The 18,033-nt window shown below is 31.6% G+C and carries 14 protein-coding genes, 2 tRNA genes and 1 pseudogene; 5 read left to right on the plus strand and 12 right to left on the minus strand.

Annotation, left to right across the window (positions count from 1 at the left end; all coding sequences use genetic code 11):
• Window positions 1-48: 48 nt before the first annotated feature.
• From KCTC32516_RS00920 to KCTC32516_RS00930, 3 genes are all read left to right on the plus strand, one after another.
• The gene (locus tag KCTC32516_RS00920) at window positions 49-729 is read left to right on the plus strand and encodes an SDR family NAD(P)-dependent oxidoreductase (RefSeq protein WP_301401404.1); all 681 of its coding nucleotides are present in this window, start codon (window positions 49-51) and stop codon (window positions 727-729) included.
• 121 nt (window positions 730-850) lie between these two features.
• Window positions 851-1,444, plus strand: coding sequence for a SprT-like domain-containing protein (locus KCTC32516_RS00925; RefSeq protein WP_301401406.1), 594 nt, complete (start codon window positions 851-853; stop codon window positions 1,442-1,444).
• Window positions 1,434-2,510, plus strand: a complete 1,077-nt coding sequence (locus KCTC32516_RS00930) for a mannose-1-phosphate guanylyltransferase (protein WP_301401408.1) — start codon at window positions 1,434-1,436, stop codon at window positions 2,508-2,510. The genes KCTC32516_RS00925 and KCTC32516_RS00930 overlap by 11 nt, the downstream gene beginning before the upstream one ends.
• 109 nt (window positions 2,511-2,619) lie before the next feature.
• On the opposite strand, the gene KCTC32516_RS00935 is transcribed toward KCTC32516_RS00930, so the two are convergent.
• The 6 genes from KCTC32516_RS00935 to KCTC32516_RS00960 form a co-directional block, all read right to left on the minus strand.
• A complete protein-coding gene (locus KCTC32516_RS00935; RefSeq protein ID WP_301401410.1) occupies window positions 2,620-4,083 on the minus strand; it encodes a DUF389 domain-containing protein in 1,464 nt (487 codons plus the stop codon).
• Window positions 4,084-4,165: 82 nt separating this feature from the next.
• Window positions 4,166-6,565 carry a TonB-dependent receptor gene (locus tag KCTC32516_RS00940; protein WP_301401412.1) on the minus strand — a complete coding sequence of 800 codons (2,400 nt, stop codon included), beginning with the start codon at window positions 6,563-6,565 and terminating at the stop codon, window positions 4,166-4,168.
• A 90-nt stretch (window positions 6,566-6,655) separates the two neighbouring features.
• Window positions 6,656-6,737: transfer RNA gene (locus KCTC32516_RS00945), tRNA-Tyr, on the minus strand.
• Between the two features lie 43 nt (window positions 6,738-6,780).
• Window positions 6,781-6,853 (minus strand) — tRNA-Lys (locus KCTC32516_RS00950).
• 63 nt (window positions 6,854-6,916) lie between these two features.
• Window positions 6,917-7,684, minus strand: a complete 768-nt coding sequence (locus KCTC32516_RS00955) for an ABC transporter ATP-binding protein (RefSeq protein WP_301401414.1) — start codon at window positions 7,682-7,684, stop codon at window positions 6,917-6,919.
• Window positions 7,685-8,425: an MlaE family ABC transporter permease gene (locus KCTC32516_RS00960; protein ID WP_301401416.1), complete on the minus strand. Its 741-nt coding sequence runs from the start codon at window positions 8,423-8,425 to the stop codon at window positions 7,685-7,687.
• Window positions 8,426-8,531: 106 nt separating this feature from the next.
• Between KCTC32516_RS00960 and pafA the strand changes: the two genes are divergently transcribed.
• A complete protein-coding gene (pafA, locus tag KCTC32516_RS00965; RefSeq protein WP_301401418.1) occupies window positions 8,532-10,172 on the plus strand; it encodes an alkaline phosphatase PafA in 1,641 nt (546 codons plus the stop codon).
• 2 nt (window positions 10,173-10,174) lie between these two features.
• On the opposite strand, the pseudogene KCTC32516_RS00970 reads toward pafA, so the two are convergent.
• Window positions 10,175-10,859 (minus strand): annotated as a pseudogene (locus tag KCTC32516_RS00970) (PrsW family intramembrane metalloprotease).
• 4 nt (window positions 10,860-10,863) lie between these two features.
• The gene (ctlX, locus tag KCTC32516_RS00975) at window positions 10,864-11,799 is read right to left on the minus strand and encodes a citrulline utilization hydrolase CtlX (RefSeq protein ID WP_301401420.1); all 936 of its coding nucleotides are present in this window, start codon (window positions 11,797-11,799) and stop codon (window positions 10,864-10,866) included.
• Between the two features lie 122 nt (window positions 11,800-11,921).
• Between ctlX and KCTC32516_RS00980 the strand changes: the two genes are divergently transcribed.
• Window positions 11,922-13,058 (plus strand): T9SS type A sorting domain-containing protein, encoded by a 1,137-nt coding sequence (locus tag KCTC32516_RS00980; protein WP_301401422.1) that lies wholly within the window; start codon window positions 11,922-11,924, stop codon window positions 13,056-13,058.
• On the opposite strand, the gene rocF is transcribed toward KCTC32516_RS00980, so the two are convergent.
• From rocF to carA, 4 genes are all read right to left on the minus strand, one after another.
• Entirely contained in the window at window positions 13,055-14,014 is a 960-nt protein-coding gene (gene rocF, locus KCTC32516_RS00985; RefSeq protein WP_301401424.1) for an arginase, read from the minus strand. The genes KCTC32516_RS00980 and rocF overlap by 4 nt on opposite strands.
• 14 nt (window positions 14,015-14,028) lie before the next feature.
• The gene (locus KCTC32516_RS00990) at window positions 14,029-15,315 is read right to left on the minus strand and encodes a citrate synthase (protein ID WP_301401426.1); all 1,287 of its coding nucleotides are present in this window, start codon (window positions 15,313-15,315) and stop codon (window positions 14,029-14,031) included.
• A 174-nt stretch (window positions 15,316-15,489) separates the two neighbouring features.
• Window positions 15,490-16,779, minus strand: coding sequence for a phosphopyruvate hydratase (gene eno / locus KCTC32516_RS00995; RefSeq protein ID WP_301401428.1), 1,290 nt, complete (start codon window positions 16,777-16,779; stop codon window positions 15,490-15,492).
• 45 nt (window positions 16,780-16,824) lie between these two features.
• On the minus strand, window positions 16,825-17,928 hold the full coding sequence (gene carA, locus KCTC32516_RS01000) for a glutamine-hydrolyzing carbamoyl-phosphate synthase small subunit (protein WP_301401430.1): 1,104 nt from the start codon (window positions 17,926-17,928) through the stop codon (window positions 16,825-16,827).
• Window positions 17,929-18,033: the final 105 nt, after the last annotated feature.

Consider the following 18,033-nt stretch of genomic DNA (forward strand, 5'->3'; position numbering starts at 1 on the left):
TAGATTGCTTGCTTTAAATCTTAGCTTTCAAAAAGAATATCAAAATACATGAAAAACGTTATCATTACAGGAACTAGCAGAGGAATTGGCTTTGAATTAGCACAATTATTTGCAGATGCAAATTATAATGTATTGGCAATTTCTAGAAATACAAAAACGATTTCGAAATTAAATCATCCAAAAATTACCGCTTTATCAGTTGATATTTCTGATGAAAAAGACGTACATAAAGTGGTTGATTTTGTTGCATTAAACTGGAAAAATGTGGACATTATTATTCATAATGCTGGAATGTTAGTCAATAAACCGTTCACAGAATTGTCTTCAGATGATTTTTTAGAAGTGTATAAAGTAAATGTTTTTGGTGTTGCAGAATTGACAAAAAATATGATTCCGTTTTTACAAAAAGGAAGTCATGTTGTTACTATTAGTAGTATGGGTGGAATTCAAGGAAGTTTAAAATTTCCAGGACTGGCAGCGTATAGCTCATCAAAAGGAGCGGTAATTACCTTATCAGAATTATTGGCAGAAGAATACAAAGAACACCAAATTTCTTTTAATGTTCTTGCACTTGGAGCGGTACAAACAGAAATGCTAGCAGAAGCTTTTCCTGGTTATAAAGCAGCAACAACGGCAACAGAAATGGCAAGTTATATTTTTAATTTCTCTTTAACAGGAAATCAGTTTTACAACGGAAAAGTATTGCAAGTTTCTAGTACAAACCCATAAAAAATATCAGAATGTCACTTCGAGTGATTTTCTGAAAGAAAATTGTATCGAGAAGTTTTTAATAATGAGTTCTCGATACAAAAATTTTACAAATTTTCACTCGAACTGACAGATAAGACATTTGAAAAACAGTTATCAAACATACATTCCCGAAAAAGCAATTCCGATTGTTCAATATTTAATTGAGCAGCATCATTTTACGTTAAAAATTGTAAATCAACGGCAAACAAAACATGGCGATTTTAGAAAAATGCCAAATGGTAATTTTCAAATTACGGTTAATAATAGCTTAAATAAATATCAATTTTTACTAACGTTAATTCACGAAATTGCGCATCATGTAACCTATCAAAAATTTGGAAGAGTACAACCACACGGAAAAGAATGGAAAACCATTTTTCAACATTTAATGTTGCCGTTTTTACAACCAGAAATTTTTCCGAAACACATCTTACCTATTTTAGCCAATTATTTAAAAAATCCGAAAGCAAGTACAGATGCTGATGTAAAATTATCGTTAGCTTTTAAAGAATTTAGTAAAGAAACCGGAAAGAATTATATCTTTGAAGTACCTTACGGAAGTTTGTTTCGTTTTAAAAACACGATTTACAAACGAGGAAATAAAAGAAGAACACGTATTGAATGCTTACAAACCAGAAACGGAAAAGTGTATTTGTTCAATCAAAATGTAGAAGTTGAGATTTATGAAGAATAACTATTATGCAGTAATTATGGCTGGTGGTGTTGGATCTAGATTCTGGCCAATTAGTACACAAGAATTCCCAAAACAGTTTCATGACATGTTGGGAACAGGAAAGTCTTTGTTACAACAAACTTTTGATAGAATTCATCATTTAATTCCGTCTGAAAACATATTAATTGCTACCAATGCTCGTTATAATGAGTTGGTTTTAGAGCAATTGCCAAACGTGAAGCAACAGCAGATTTTATTAGAACCAGCAATGCGAAATACAGCGCCTTGCATTTTGTGGTCGGCTTTAAAAATTTATCATCAAAATCCAGATGCAGTATTATTAATTGCACCTTCTGATCACTGGATAGAAAATGAAACCGAATTTCTTAGAAATATAGAAACATCCTTTAAAGCGTGTGCTGAAAATGATATTTTAATGACGCTTGGGATTCAACCAAATTCGCCAAATACAGGTTATGGATATATTCAATTTGAAGAAACGGGTGCTGAAATTAAAAAAGTAAAACAGTTTACAGAAAAACCAGATGCAGCAACTGCTACCAAATTTTTAAATAGTGGAGATTATTTATGGAATGCCGGAATTTTTGTGTGGTCTGCAAAAAGTATTATTGCTGCTTTTGATAAATATGCACCAGAAATGATGGAGCTGTTTGCTCAAAATGATAAAAACTGGAATACTGATTTAGAAACCGACTTTATCAATAAAAATTACGAAAAAGCAGAAAACATTTCTATCGATTTCGGAATTATGGAACGTGCAAATAATGTGCAAATTTTACCTGTAGAATTTGGCTGGAACGATCTTGGAACCTGGGGATCTTTGTATCAGAAGTTAGAAAAGGATTCACAAGAAAATGCTGTTGTTGGTGCAGAAACTATCTTTAGAGACGCCAACGGAAACATGGTAAAAACACAATCTGGAAAGCGTGTTGTCATACAAGGTTTACACAATTTTATTGTGGTAGAAAAAGACGGTGTTTTGCTCATTTGCCCAAAAAGTGCAGAACAAGATATTAAAGAAATCACCTCCGAAGTAAAAAACACTTTTGGTAAAGACTACGTATAAAAGAACTCGGTTGTCTAATCGAGCGGAGTCAAGAACTAATCATTAGATTAACTTTTAATTACATCTCGACTCCGCTCGATATGACATTTTAACATTACTTTTTTTTAGTTTACTTTTCTCGTTTTATAAATAACGTATCGAGTTTCATTTCGGCTTGCATCCACTTTCTTAACTCCAATTCTTTTACATTAATAATGCTGCTTTTTATGGAGGGATTCCATTTAACTATTGCTATAGGAATCGTGTCAATTTTAATAAAATCACTTGAAGAAAGCTCCTTAGAAAATCCTATTTTTTCAATATCCTGAAATCGAATTTTTGCTTCCTTTGCAATACTACTAAAGGCAATTGCGTTTTTGTTGTTTATTGCTGCTCTTTGCTCTATATTCTGATTTAGAACTGTGATGGTGTTTTTTAACTCTTCTATTTCTTTTCTAAGTCCTAAAATAATTTTTTTACTATCTTCTAATTCTTGTCTTTTATCTTTGTACGCTATAGTAATTAAGTCAAAACTTTTGGTGTTGCTACCCTTAACCTCTAACTTAAAATCTTTTAAAGCTTTATAGTTAGCATTATTTGTTAGTTGATTATTAAGTGCATTAATTTCACCTTCTCCCATTTCATTAAAAAATTTTAACTGTAATGTTTTTGTATCTAAATTAGGTGTAGATTCCATTAAATGAAAAGAAGGATTGCTATTAACTTCATTCTTTATAAATTTTGAAATTTGAATATTCATTTTACTTTCTTTATACACCGTAACAAAAGTAAAAACTGCAGGAATCATTACTACAATCGCAAGTACAGATGCCAATTGTGCGGTACGCCTTCTCTTTGCTGAGTTTATATATTTTAGCATCGGAAAACTCAACAGTTTTAATACTAAAAATGTTGCCAACGCAATAAAAATTGTATTGATAATAAACAAATACATGGCTCCAAAAAAGTAAGAAAAATTACCAATTGCGAGTCCGTAACCAGCTGTACATAAAGGCGGCATTAAAGCGGTTGCAATAGCAACTCCAAAAATTACTGAAGCTACAGTTCCTTTTTTAGTTCTCGCCACCATTAAGGCTAAACCACCAAAAAAGGCAATTAAAACATCCCGAATATCTGGACGAACACGCCCTAATAATTCTGAATTATCTTCACTTAACGGAAAAATATAAAAGAATAAAAATGCTGTTAGTAAACTCAACACAATCATAGTTGCTAAGTTGATTAAAGATTTACGTAACGTATCAATATCATTAATAGCAATTGACATTCCAATCCCTAAAATTGGCCCCATTAATGGAGAAATTAACATGGCTCCGATTACAACAGCTGTTGAATTTGCATTTAATCCGATAGATGCAACAAAGACCGCAAAGATTAAAATCCAAGCGGTTGCTCCTTTAAACGGAATATCAACTTTTATCGCTTCAATTGTAGCTTGATGATCTGTGTCTTGGCGAAAATCTAATAATTCTAGCAAGAATTTTTTTATACTCATAAACAAGCCTTTTGCATCTTGCTTTACTTCTTGTTTTACTTGCTCTACAGCTTTGTCTTTCTCTAGATTTTCTTCCATTAAATATCTGTTTAAATACCTTTGTAATATACAAAAAAGAAAATATTTGCAACGATACTATATTTTACACTAAAAGGAAAATTTAAAAATCTACAATAAACCCAAATCCGGGTAAGGCACTGCCATTTGTTCTATCTAATTTTTCTAATACATACTTATTAGAATCTGTAGCATCAGTAACTTTATTACCATTTGCATCTAGAGTTGGTAAAAGAACAGACAAAACATCTGCTTGACTAGAAAATAAATTTTGTACATCTATGTAAAAATTTAATGAGAATTTTTTCCAGTACCAAGTTTTATCTATTCTAACATCAAGTTGTGTATAGGTATTAAATCTTTTTGAATTTAATTTGTCATAATCAAAGATTCCTTTGTTTTCTATATCATAATTTGCAATTACAGAAGAAGCATTGATATCGTATGGCGTATAAGGCTGCCCTCCAACCAATCTAAACTTAGCACCAAGTTCCCAATTTTTTTTCAACTTTTTACCTGCTGTTAATGTTAGTAAATGTTGGTTATCCCAAGAAGATGGCACATAATTATTCGATTTGTCTTGAAATTCACTTCTCACAAAAGTGTAGGATAAAATTCCGTACAAACCTTCATATGATTTCTTTTGAGCAAAAATTTCAAAACCATATGCTTTCCCTTTTGATGTAGAAGTTACTTCTTCGCTTCCAACAACACCAAAATCGGCTCCTAAATTTGCCAAACTAATTTGGTTTCTGACAGAAAAAGGATAATTAGTATACGATTTATAAAATCCTTCTAAAGTGATTTTTGAACTGGAATCTGGTTTAAATTCTAAACCAGAAACAAAGTGATTTGATTGTATGTATTTTAAATTTGGTTGATTTACCAATGCATTTGTGTTATCTCTAAATCCTAGCGTGGTGTAAGACGGCAATTGATAATAGGTTCCTACAGAAGAATTGATAGCCCATTTATCATTTAAAGAAAATGAAACTGACAATCTTGGCGAAAATTGATTTAGCACATTTTTCATTGGTGTATTGTAGTTATTCCCATCCAATCTAAAACCAAAAGACAAGCCTAATTTTGAATCTAAATAGTCCGTAGATACTTGACCAAATACACCATATTTGAACAGGTTCAATTCTGATGAGAAGTTTTTAATATCGGTTCCTTGAGAATTTGCAACTTTTTTAAATGTTGTATTTGAATAATGGGCTTGTTCTAAACCAAAACCAACATTTATTTTAAAATTATTTGTAGTTGTGTTATTTTCGAAACGAAACTTATTTTCAATTTCTTTAGAAACATAATCTAGTAGTAAATCATTTTGCAATCCAGAATTATTAAAATATTTAATCGAATTGTTATTCAAAACACTTCGGCTAATCACAAACAATTGATTTGAATTTTCTGCATAATGTTTTAAGGTTGATCCAACCGTATAATTCCATTGATTTTGTTCAGGGATATTACTCAAAGAATATCTGTTTCTTTTAATTGTTTTTTCATCTGTAACACCATCATTTACACTTTCATTTAAATTAAAATCATCAATAGCTCCAATTACCAAGAATGAAAGTACATTGTTCTCTGATAAATTTGAATTTATATTTAACTGATAATCTGTATAAGTTGGCAAAAAAGGTAATTTTAACAATTTAAATAAAAATTGCAAATAAGATTGACGCACAGAAGCTATAAATGTAGTATTCTTCCCTAAAGGACCATCTAATGTAATTCCTGCATCCGAAGTTCCAAGCGTAGCTCTTGTGTTTAATGTCGTTGGATTTCCTTTTTTTTGTGTAAATTCAATTACAGAGCTCAACGCATTTCCTCTGTTCGCAGGAAAAGCACTTGTATAAAAATCTACATTTCTAATCAAATCTGCATTGATCAATCCAACAGGTCCACCCGTTGCTCCTTGCGTTTGAAAGTGGTTGATTACAGGAACTTCAATTCCGTCTATATAAAATTTATTTTCAGAAGTTGCTCCACCTCTTATTATGATATCATTTCTAAAACCCGGATTTGAAGCGACTCCTGGTAAAGATTGCAATACTTTTAAAATATCTCTATTTCCTCCTGGATTTTTTTCTATTTCGACAATACTTAATGTTTGTTTAGACAACGGACTTGTTATCGACTTTTTAAATAATCTACTCTGAAGAACAACCTCATCTAATTTAGAGGCCGTTTCTGTAAGTTCTATTTCTATATAAGGTGATTTATCATTTGTTACCAAATAACTTTCGGAAATCATTGTTTTATATCCAATAAAAGAGGCTTGTATTTTAATATATCCTAAAGTTGAGTTCTCTAAGGTAAATTCTCCTTTTTCATTTGTTGTTGTTCCTTTTTGAGTTCCAACAATTAATATAGAAACAAAAGGTAGCGTTTCTCGTGTTTTACTATCAATAATTTTTCCTTTGACAACTCCTTGAGAAAATAATTGTACTGATGATGAAGCAATTATTATAAATAAAAGAAAATACTTTTTCATTTTTACTTTTTTAATTGAACAACAATACATTTTTTTGTTGATATAACAAAAAAAAGCAGTTCACTAAAAGTAAACTGCTTTATCATATTGTGGTGAGAGCAGGATTCGAACCTGCGAAGACGTAGTCAGCGGATTTACAGTCCGCCCTCGTTGGCCGCTTGAGTATCTCACCAAAATTTTCAAATAAAAAGCTTCTCAAAATGAGAAGCTTTTTGTGACCGGGCTGGGGCTCGAACCCAGGACCCTCTCCTTAAAAGGGAGATGCTCTACCAACTGAGCTACCAGGTCAATTTTCTTTTGTCTTAGCGGGTGCAAATATAGTAGCAATATCTAAATAAACAAATGTTTTTTTTAATTTGTTTTGTTTAAATATGCTTCTCGTACTTTCTTAAATAAATTAGAACTATATACAAAGTTTACAACTGCTTCATTGTCAGTTTTAAAGATTTCTTTATTACTTCCTTCCCATGCTTTTTTTCCGTTTTTTAGAAAAAGAATTTTTTCGCCAATTTCCATCACAGAGTTCATATCATGTGTGTTAATTACCGTTGTAATTTGATATTCTTCTGTAATTTCTTTTATTAGATTATCAATAATAATTGCTGTTTGCGGATCTAAACCAGAATTTGGCTCATCGCAAAACAAATATTTAGGATTCATTACAATTGCTCTTGCAATGGCAACTCTTTTTTGCATTCCTCCAGAAAGTTCTGCAACATACTTTTTATTTGAACCTACCAAATCGACTCTTTTTAAGACAAAATTTGCGCGTTCTAACATTTTTTTATCAGAATCTTTGGTAAACATTTTTAAAGGAAACATTACGTTTTCTTCTACTGTTTGAGAATCGAACAATGCACTTCCTTGAAAAACCATTCCAATTTCTTGACGCAATTGTCTTCTTTCGTCAGAATTCATTTCTGTATTTACGCGTCCATTAAACTCAATAGTTCCTTTTTCTGGAGTGTGTAATCCAATTAATGATTTTAAAAATACCGTTTTTCCAGAACCACTTTGCCCAATAATTAAATTGGTTTTACCTGGTTCAAATGTGGTAGAAATTCCTTTTAAAATCTCTACGCCGTTAAATCCTTTATATAAATTTTTTACTTCTATCATTTAAGTTAACAGCATTTGAGTTAATAAATAATTACAAATAACAATTAAAACGGTTGTCCAAACTACAGATCTAGTACTCGCTTTTCCTACTTCTAAAGAACCCCCTTTAACATAATATCCTTGATACGAAGGAACTGTTGCAATGATAAATGCAAAAACTAACGTTTTTATGATTGAATACTGTATTAAATACGGATCAAAATCTGTTTGCAACCCTTCTATATAATCAACTCCAGAAAACAAACCTGTTAAAGTACCAGCAAGCCAGCCACCAAAAATTCCTAAAATCATTCCGAGAATAATTAAAAAAGGGTAAAAGAAAACGGTTGCAATAATTTTAGGCAATACCAAATAGTTTAAAGAATTAATTCCCATAACTTCCAAAGCATCAATTTGCTCTGTAACCCTCATTGTACCAATACTTGATGTGATATAAGAACCTACTTTACCCGCCAAAATAATAGAGCAAAATGTAGGTGCAAATTCTAAAATGATAGATCTTTTTGCTGCAAATCCTATTAACGTTTTCGGAATTAATGGGTTGTTTAAGTTTAATGCTGTTTGCAAAGCGATAACGCCACCAATAAAAAAAGAGATAAATGCAATAATTCCAAGAGATTTTACACCAAGCTCTTCTATTTCTCTAGACAATGCTTCTCTAAAAACACGAGCTCTTTGTGGTTTTCTAAAAACCTGTTTAAGCATCATAAAATACTTACCAATATGTTCTAGATAATTCATGAATTCAATTTCTTTCTGCTAAAGTATTAAATTATCATTAACAGTCCTTAAAATTGTCCTATTCTTAATTAAAATATTTACTTTTGATTCTCTTAAATCTATCACCATGAAGAATTCAATTGCATTCCTTTTTTTATCCTTATTAATCTTTACAGGTTGTAAATCAGAAAAAACAGTTCCAAAAAAACCAAAATTAGTCATCGGAATTGTAATTGACCAAATGCGGTACGATTATTTAATTCGATTTTCAGATAAATATGGCGAAGATGGTTTTAAAAGAATTATAAAAGATGGATTCTCTTTAGAAAACGCCAATTATAATTACATTCCGACGTATACAGCGGTTGGACACACTTCAATTTACACCGGAACAACTCCAGAAAACCACGGAATTATCGGAAATAATTGGTATGACAAATACGCGAAAAAAAATATTTATTGTGTAGATGATGCTACTTATACAAGTGTTGGAGTTGACTCAAATGGCGGGAAAAAATCTCCGCACAGAATGCAAACCACAACGATTACAGATCAACTACGATTGGCGCAAAATATGCACGGAAAAACAATTAGTATTGCCATTAAAGACAGATCTGCTGTGTTGCCTGGCGGGCATACTGCAAACGGAGCATTTTGGCTTGAAGGAAAAAATGAAGGAAAATGGATTACAAGCTCTTATTATATGAACCAATTACCTGCTTGGGTAACAAAATTTAATACTTCTGGGAAAGCTGCGGCATACATGTCTAAACCTTGGAATACATTATATGACATCAATACATATACAGAAAGTATTACTGATAACAATCCGTTTGAAGGAAAGTTTAATGGAAAAGAAGAACCAGTTTTTCCGTACGACATTCCAACTTTAAAAGAAAAAAACGGGAATTATGAAATGATAAAAGCAATTCCAGCTGGAAACTCTTTTACCACAGATTTTGTAAAAGCTGCTATTGTTGGAGAAAATTTAGGAAAATCTAAATACACAGATTTTTTAGCCGTGAGTTATTCTTCTACTGATTATGTTGGACATCAATTTGGCGTTGCTTCTAAAGAAGTTGAAGACACGTATTTACGATTAGATAAAGATTTAGCGAGTCTATTTTCGTTTTTAGACACTGAAGTCGGAAAAGGAAATTATACTTTATTTTTAACGGCAGATCATGCAGCTGTTCAAGTTCCTGCGTATTTACAATCAGTAAAAATTCCAGCGCATTATCTCAACTCTAAAGCATTAAGAACATATATAAATAGCATTACTTTAAAATATTTTAAATCGGATAAGCTGGTAGAAAATATTTCAAATCTTCAAGTTTTTTTAAATAAAGAAAAGATAGAAAGTTTACAATTAGATGCAACTATCGTTGCTCAAAAAATTGCAGATGAAGTCATCAATTTTGATAACATATACAAAGCTGTAACTGCAAGAACAATGCAAACAACACAATTTACAGATGGCATTTTACATAAATTACAAAAAGGATACAATCAAAAATTTTCTGGTGATGTGTTGCTAATTATGATGCCATCAGCTTTAAATCGTTCTTCTAAAACAGGAACTTCTCATGGTTCTGGATATAGTTACGATACACACGTACCCATTATTTTTTACGGAAATGGAATTAAAAAAGGAACTTCTAAAAAAGCCTATACCATTACAGATATTGCACCAACCATTGCCAATTTATTACAAATTCAATTTCCGAATGGAACAACTGGATTGATTATTGATGAAGCGTTGAAGTAATATCAATGCTTAAACTGAGATCTCGCTTGGTGTTTTTTGATTGCTTTTCTAGCCATAATAATTCCAATGAATAAAGAAATAAAAGCACCCATAGAAATTCCTGGAATAAAGTTGATAAACAAAAAGAAATCATAAGCACCATGAAAAACGGTTGCCGCTAATAATCCCGTAAGATTCAATCTAATTTTATCTTTTTTGGGTGCAGCAAACTTTGCTTTCCCTATAAAATAACCCATCAAAATTCCGAATGTTGCATGCGCAGGAACTGCTGTAAAAGCACGTACAATTCCGTTTTGCCATTCCAAACTGAAACACATACATGATGTTTTCTATGGCTGCAAAACCCATAGAAACCATTACTGCATACACAATTCCATCAAAAGGTTCGTCAAATTCTTTATTGCGTTGTGCATAATATCTAACGATAATATATTTAGAAAATTCTTCTACCAAGGCAACGACAACAAAAGCTTTAAAGAATTGTTGAGCCACACTTAACGGATCTGCAGTTGGAAAAATCAACTTAAGAATGAATCCAATAATTAATGTAATAATGATGCTTGCTGATGCTCCTAAACCAAAATTTTTAAGCACAAATTTTATGGGCTCTCTTTCATATTTATCTTTCATATAAATATACATCATTATTACAATTGCAGGCGCTAACGCCAATGCTAATAAAATCATAAACTTATTCTTTTGGTAAAAAAACTTCTGCCATCATACAACGTGCACTTCCACCTCCACACGTTTCAATGGTTTCTAATGAACTATGAATAATCGGATTGTTTTTTTCTATTTTTTGCAATTGCTCTTTTCTTAACGAATGATAAGCCGACGAACTCATTACTAAATAACGTTGCTCATTTGCACCTTTTACTTGCAACATATTTCCTGCAAATGCATTTACTTGTTGCTCGGTAATATCAATGATTTCTTTTCCACTTTCTTTTAAATGATTGATGACATTTTTGCGTTCTTTTTTATCATCAATAGAAGCCAAACAAATAATTGCAAATTGTTCTGCAACACACATCATTACATTGGTGTGATAAATGGCTTCTCGCTGTTTATTTACTGTTTGATTTGATGTGAAAATAACGGGTGTAAATTCAAAATCTTCACAAAACTCGATAAACAATTCTTCATCTGCTCTTGGCGATAATGCACAATATGCTTTTTGATTTTCTCTGTCTAAAACGATACTTCCAGTTCCTTCTAAAAAAATTTCTTCTTTTTCGGCTTCTGTATAATTCACTATATTTTCGATTACAAATCCTTTAGATTCTAATGTTTCTAAAACATCTTCTCTGCGTTCTAACCTTCTGTTTTCGGCAAACATTGGATACAGACCAACATCACCATTTTCGTGAAAAGAAATCCAATTATTTGGAAAAATAGAATCGGGAGTACTTGGTGTTTCTGTATCATTTACAACGACAATTTCTACTCCATTTTCTTGTAATATACTTACAAAATCGTCAAACTCCTTTTGCGCTTTTGCATTTATCGTAGCGGGTAACGTGTCGGTTATTTCTTGCTGATAATAATTGTTTACCGCAGTTTGTTCGTTCATTCGAAAACCAACAGGGCGAACCATTAAAATGGTATTTGTAGTTTGTTGCATTTCTTAAATTTATCAAAAGGTAAAATTACAAGAAATTTTAATGTAAATTAGATTTGAATTTTACTATTTTGTAGTCTATTATAAATGATTTGTATTTATTAAATGTACAAAAAAGCAAAAAAATGAGACACCTTTCACTTCTTTTCTTATTGATAATGAGCTGTTTTCCTTTACACGCTCAAATAGAAAATATTACAGAAAAGTATGATTTACCAAATGCTGTTTCAGAAACTTCTGGATTGCTTTTTTTAAATGGAAAATTAATTACTCATAATGATTCTGGCGATGCTGCTAACTTATATGAACTTGACACCATTACAGGAAATATTATAAGAACAATTAATATTAGCAATGCAACAAATGTAGATTGGGAAGATATTACTCAAGATGACACTTACATTTACATTGGCGACTTTGGAAACAATAGTAATGGAAATAGACAGGATTTAAAAATCTATCGTATTTTAAAGTCTGACTTTACAAATAGCACAAGCATTACTTCAGAAACGATTGCATTTAGCTATGAAGATCAAACAGATTTTGCTTCGCAACCAAATAATTCAAATTTTGATGCAGAAGCAATTTCTGTTTACAAAGACAAACTTGTAATTTTCACGAAAAACTGGAAAGACAATACCGTAAATGCGTATACAATTCCGAAAATTATTGGAAATCATTCTGCAAAAAAAGTAAGCTCATATACTTCTAACGGATTGATAACAGGTTCTACTTATAACAAAGATGATGACAGTTTTTTATTATGTGGCTATACAACAAATGGCGCGCCTTTTTTAATTTATATCAAAGTTAATGCAATTACAAATGATGCTATTTTTAGTGGTGTTATAGAAAGAACTGATATTAACCCCACTTTAGGCCCAAGTCAAATAGAAGGAATTACAGCAATAAGTGGTGAAAAATATTTTTTGTCTCGTGAAAAAGTAGAAATAGGTGGAACAGTTTTAACTCAAAAATTATATCGGTTTGACAATGGTTCTTTTAGTCCTTTACATATTGATGATGTAGAATTGACTCGTTTACAAGTATTTCCTAACCCCAGTCAAGAAATTTTATTTATTAAAGGATTAAACTTAGATATTAAACAACTTTTTGTAATTGATATAAATGGAAAAACGGTTATAAATCAAAAAAATTCCAATAATCAAATTCTAATTAAAGAATTAACTATTGGAACTTATTTTTTAAAAATTGCATTAAAAAATAACACAATTATTACTAAAAAATTTATTAAAAATTAAAGCACTTTTTTTATGGTCTTGGTAACATCATCCAAAATTTCGAATGCGGTTTCTGCCATAACATTTCCTTTTAAATCTAACAACGGATTTACTTCAACAAACTCTACACAAACTACTTTTTTTGTTTCAATAATCTGATTCATTATTTGCGTCACTTCTTGTTGATCAAACCCTTTAGAAACAGGGGTTCCCGTTCCGTAAGAAACCATATCACAATCCATAGAATCTACATCAAAAGAAATGTAAATAACATCGCAATTAGACAGTTTTTCTAGAGCTTCATTCACACATTTTTCTAAACCTCTAAAACGAGTTTCAGAAACTGTATAATTTTTTATTTTAAGGTTCTTAATTTGCTTTTCCTCTGGGTCTTCAGTATCTCTAACTCCAAAATACACCACATTTTCTGCAGTAACTTTAGGTCCATGAATCCCAATATTTTTCATTCGCTCCCACAAATCTGCAGTTTGTCTAGATACTTCGTTTATTTGAAAATCAAGATTATCTTCAGATAAAGCAGCTGCTAATGGCATTCCGTGTATATTTCCAGATGGAGATGTATATGGTGAATGAATATCTGCATGCGCATCAATCCAAACTACTCCAACAGTTTCTTTTGGATACGCCGCTTTTACCCCACTAATTGTACCCAAAGCAGAAGAATGATCTCCAGACAATACAATCGGAAACGTTTTTTCTTGCAACGTAACTTTTACGTGATTGCTAAGTCGAGTACATTGCATTAACACACAATCAATCCGTTTTGCAAAAGAATTTTTTACTTTGTTATAAATAGATTCGTTTGCTGTTGACACATCTATAAAATCAAACTGATCAAAATAATTGTTATTCTTATTTATTGCAGCAATTTCTATCGCATCAATTCCCATATCAGAACCACGAGTTCCAGCTCCAATATCAGATCTATTTTTAATTATTTTTATTGAGTTTAACATATTATAAACGTCTATTATCTTTTATCAATCGTTGTAAAACTCCTTAAAGTCTCTCCAGTATAAATTTGTCTTGGTCTTCCAATAGGTTCTTTACCCAAACGCATTTCTCTCCATTGTGCAATCCAGCCAGGCAATCTTCCTAAAGCAAACATTACGGTAAACATTTCTACAGGGATTCCCATAGCACGATAAATAATTCCTGAGTAGAAATCTACATTTGGATATAATTTTCTGTCAACAAAATATGGATCATTTAATGCTTCTTGTTCTAGGCTTTTTGCAATTTCTAAAATAGGGTCATTTACGCCTAAGTTATTTAAAACTTCATCTGCAGCTACTTTAATAATTTTAGCTCTTGGGTCAAAATTCTTATACACTCTATGTCCAAATCCCATCAAACGGAAAGGATCATTTTTATCTTTTGCTTTCGCCATGTATTTTTTTGTATCTCCACCATCTTCTTTGATCGCTTCTAACATTTCTAACACTGCTTGGTTTGCACCACCGTGTAATGGCCCCCAAAGAGCAGAAATTCCTGCTGATAAAGAAGCAAATAATCCAGCATGAGATGAACCCGTTATTCTAACTGTAGACGTAGAGCAGTTTTGCTCGTGATCTGCATGTAAAATTAACAACTTATTCAATGCATTTACAACAATATTGTTTGTTGTATACTCTTTATTAGGTTGCTTAAACATCATTTTATAGGTGTTCTCTACATACCCTAAACAACAATCTCCATAATCTAACGGCAATCCTTGTTTCTTACGCATAGTCCAAGCTACTAAAACAGGGAATTTACCCATGATTTTCACAATAGCATTGTACATTTCATCCGCAGAATCTACATTTACAGAGGATGGATTAAAAGCTGTTAAAGCAGAAGTTAATGAAGAAATAACACCCATTGGATGTGCAGATTTAGGAAATGCATCTACTATTTTTCTGATATCTTCATCAACAATAGATTGTGCGCAGATATCATCTTGAAACTTTTTTAATTGCTGTTCAGTTGGCAATTCTCCAAAAATTAATAGAAATGCAACTTCTAAAAACTCTGCCTTCTCAGCCAATTCTTCTATAGAATAACCTCTGTATCTTAAAATCCCTTTTTCTCCATCTAAAAACGTAATGGCACTTTCACAAGAGCCTGTGTTTTTATATCCTGGGTCAATTGTAACAACTCCTCCAGTTACTGTTCTTAATTCTTTAATATCAATTGCTCTTTCATTTTCTGTTCCTGTAATTAACGGAAAATCAAACTCTTGTCCGTCTATTTTTATGGTAGCTTTATCTGACATTATTTCTAACTTGTTTTAATTATGAAGTGAATTGCGAAGATACCAATTTTTCAAAGATTTTAAAAGTCAAGTTAGATAGAATTTTAACATAAAAACATAGATTTAACTTATTTTTAAGCATAAAAAAACCTTATAAAATAAATTATAAGGTTTTTAATTATTGTAAAAAGTAATTTACTTTATTTTAAATGCTTTCTCCTTTGGAAAATAAGCTGTATTTGCCAACTCCTCTTCTATTCTTAACAACTGATTGTACTTTGCCATCCTATCTGAACGAGAAGCTGATCCTGTTTTTATTTGACCACAATTTAAAGCTACTGCTAAATCTGCAATGGTATTATCTTCTGTTTCTCCAGATCTGTGAGACATTACAGATGTATAACCAGCATTATGTGCCATATTTACAGCAGATATCGTTTCTGTTAAAGTTCCTATTTGATTTACTTTAATTAATATAGAATTTGCAATTCCATTTTCAATTCCTTTAGACAAACGCTCTACATTTGTTACAAATAAATCGTCTCCAACTAACTGTACTTTAGTTCCAACTTTATCTGTTAAATATTTCCATCCCTCCCAGTCGTTTTCATCCATTCCATCTTCAACAGAAATAATTGGATACTTTTCTACCAATTCTGCTAAGTAATCTGCTTGTTCTTTACTTGTTCTTATCTTTCCTGATTTTCCTTCAAACTTTGTATAATCATATTTTCCATCAACATAAAATTCTGCGGCAGCACAATCCAAGGCAATCATAATTTCATCACCAAAAGAATAACCCGCGTTTTTAACTGCCAAAGCAATCGTATCAATCGCATCTTCTGTTCCATCTAAAGTCGGTGCAAATCCACCTTCATCACCAACGGCAGTACTTAAATCTCTATCGTGTAAAACATTTTTTAAATGATGAAAAATTTCAGAACCCATTTGCATTGCATGCGTAAAATTTTTAGCTTTTACTGGCATTATCATAAACTCTTGAAATGCAATTGGTGCATCAGAATGTGATCCTCCGTTGATAATATTCATCATCGGAACTGGCAATGTATTTGCCGATACTCCGCCAACATACCTGTATAAAGGCATTCCTAATTCATTTGCTGCTGCTTTTGCCGCTGCTAACGAAACTCCTAAAATTGCATTTGCTCCTAAGACTGATTTATTTGCTGTTCCGTCTAAATCAATCATTATTTGATCGATTTTGTTTTGTTCAAAAACTGAAGTTCCTAGCAATTCTTGCGCTATAATTTGATTTACATTGGCAACTGCTTTTAAAACACCTTTTCCCATATACGCTTTTCCTCCATCACGTAATTCAACTGCTTCATGCTCTCCTGTTGACGCTCCAGAAGGAACCGCAGCTCTTCCTAAAACTCCATTCTCTGTAATTACATCAACCTCTACCGTTGGGTTTCCTCTAGAATCAAAAATTTGACGTGCATGTATGTTTATTATAATACTCATAGTTTTCTTTTTAAGTAGAAATTTCTGGATTCAAACAGAAAAATCTTATTTATTTTTAATATTTTCTATAAATTGATCGAACAAATATTCTGCATCGTGTGGCCCGGGACTTGCTTCTGGGTGATATTGGACAGAGAAACAGTTTTTATTTTTCATTCTAATTCCAGCTACAGTATGATCATTTAAATGCACGTGTGTAATTTCTACATTCTCATTTGCTTCTGTCTCTTCTCTATTAATTGCAAATCCATGGTTTTGAGAAGTAATTTCTCCTTTTCCAGTGATTAAATTTTTCACAGGATGATTAATTCCTCTGTGTCCATTATGCATTTTATACGTTGATATTCCGTTTGCCAACGCAATCACTTGATGTCCTAAACAAATACCAAATAAAGGCAAATTTCTTTTAATAATTTCTTTTGCCGTATTTTGTGCATCAACTAATGGTTCTGGATCTCCAGGTCCGTTAGAAATAAAGTATCCGTCAGGTTTAAAAGCACTCATTTCTTCAAAACTTGCATTGTATGGAAATACTTTTATGTAGGCATCTCTTTTTACAAAGTTTCTTAAAATGTTCTTTTTAATTCCAATATCTAAGGCAGAAATTTTATACGTTGCATTTTCATCACCTACAAAATAAGGTTCTTTTGTTGACACTTTTGATGCCAATTCCAAGCCATTCATGTCTGGAACTTTAGCTAATTGTTTTTTTAATGCATCAATATCATCAACTTCTGTAGAAATAATTGCATTCATTGCTCCATTATCTCTAATGTATGCAACTAAGGCTCTTGTATCAACATCAGAAATAGCTACTGTATGGTGTTTGATAAACCAATCTTTTAAGTTTCCATCAGAATCTACTCTAGAATGCGTAAAGCTAAAATTTCTACAAATTAACCCTGCAATTTTAATTCCGTCAGATTCAACTTCGTCATCATTAACTCCATAATTTCCAATATGTGCATTTGTTGCAACCATTAATTGACCAAAGTAAGAAGGATCTGTAAAGATTTCTTGATAACCGGTCATACCTGTATTAAAACAAATCTCTCCGGTTGCAGTTCCTTCGATCCCGATAGATTTACCATGAAAAATAGTCCCGTCTGCTAATAAAACTAAAGCTTTTTTTTGTTGTTGGTATTTCATTATTAGTTGTGTGTACTTTTATTAATTGTTATTTCAATCGTTTCGATTACAAAAGTAATAATATCTTAATTAGTAAACTTTTGTTGTTTATAAAATTGTATAAAA

The sequence above is a fragment of the Polaribacter huanghezhanensis genome (assembly GCF_030444335.1).
Classification (GTDB): domain Bacteria; phylum Bacteroidota; class Bacteroidia; order Flavobacteriales; family Flavobacteriaceae; genus Polaribacter; species Polaribacter huanghezhanensis.